Annotated in this window: 1 protein-coding gene; it reads left to right on the forward strand. The window is 68.0% G+C overall.

What is annotated here, in order from left to right; translation table 11 throughout:
* Positions 1-1,529 (forward strand): acetate--CoA ligase (acs, locus tag DID96_RS37615; RefSeq protein WP_124604362.1); only part of this gene is annotated, 1,529 nt, incomplete at both ends.

The following is a 1,529-nucleotide window of genomic DNA, read 5'->3' on the forward strand; positions in this document are numbered from 1 at the left end:
TACGAAGGATTCTGGGCACGCCACGCGCGCGAGACGCTCGCGTGGCACAAGCCGTTCACGAACGTGCTCGACGAATCCGACGCGCCGTTCTGCAAGTGGTTCGACGACGGCGAGCTGAACGCGTCGTACAACTGTCTCGACCGCCACGTCGAAGCCGGCCACGGCGAGCGCGTCGCGGTGATCTTCGAGGCCGACGACGGCACCGTCACGCGCGTCACCTACGCCGACCTGCTCGCGCGCGTGTCGCGCTTCGCGAACGCGCTGAAGCAGCGCGGGATCGGCAAGGGCGACCGGGTCGTCATCTACATCCCGATGTCGATCGAAGGGATCGTCGCGATGCAGGCGTGCGCGCGCATCGGCGCGACCCACTCGGTCGTGTTCGGCGGCTTCTCCGCGAAATCGCTGAACGAACGCCTCGTCGACGTCGGCGCGGTCGCGCTCGTCACCGCCGACGAGCAGCTGCGCGGCGGCAAGACGCTGCCGCTCAAGAGCATCGCGGACGAAGCGCTCGCGATGGGCGGCTGCGATGCGGTAAAGAGCGTGATCGTCTACCGTCGCACCGGCGGCAAGATCGACTGGCATGCAGGCCGCGACCTGTGGATGCACGAGCTGACCGCCGCCGCGGCCGACACCTGCGAGCCGGGATGGGTCGGCGCCGAGCATCCGCTGTTCATCCTGTATACGTCGGGCTCGACCGGCAAGCCGAAGGGCGTGCAGCACAGCACCGGCGGCTACCTGCTGTGGGCCGCGCAGACGATGAAGTGGACCTTCGACTGGAAGCCCACCGACGTGTTCTGGTGCACGGCCGACATCGGCTGGGTCACCGGCCACACGTACATCACCTACGGCCCGCTCGCGTGCGGCGGCACGCAGGTCGTGTTCGAGGGCGTGCCGACGTATCCGGACGCCGGCCGCTTCTGGAAGATGATCGCCGACCACAAGGTCAGCGTGTTCTATACCGCGCCGACCGCGATCCGCTCGCTGATCAAGGCGGCCGAGGCCGACGACAACGTCCATCCGAAGAGCTATGACCTGTCGAGCCTGCGCATCATCGGCACGGTCGGCGAGCCGATCAACCCGGAAGCGTGGATGTGGTATCACAAGCACGTCGGCGGCGAGCGCTGCCCGATCGTCGATACGTGGTGGCAGACCGAGACAGGTGGCCATATGATCACGCCGCTGCCGGGCGCGACGCCGACCGTGCCCGGTTCGTGCACGCTGCCGCTGCCGGGCATCATGGCCGCGGTGGTCGACGAGACGGGCCAGGACGTGCCGAACGGCCAGGGCGGAATCCTGGTCGTCAAGCGTCCGTGGCCGGCGATGATCCGCACGATCTGGGGCGACCCGGAGCGCTTCAGGAAGAGCTATTACCCGGAAGAACTCGGCGGCACGCTGTACCTCGCCGGCGACGGCACCGTGCGCGACAAGGACACGGGCTACTTCACGATCATGGGCCGGATCGACGACGTGCTGAACGTGTCGGGCCACCGGCTCGGCACGATGGAGATCGAGTCGGCGCTGGTCGCGCA

The organism is Burkholderia sp. Bp8963 (assembly GCF_003854275.1).
In the GTDB taxonomy this organism is placed as follows: domain Bacteria; phylum Pseudomonadota; class Gammaproteobacteria; order Burkholderiales; family Burkholderiaceae; genus Burkholderia.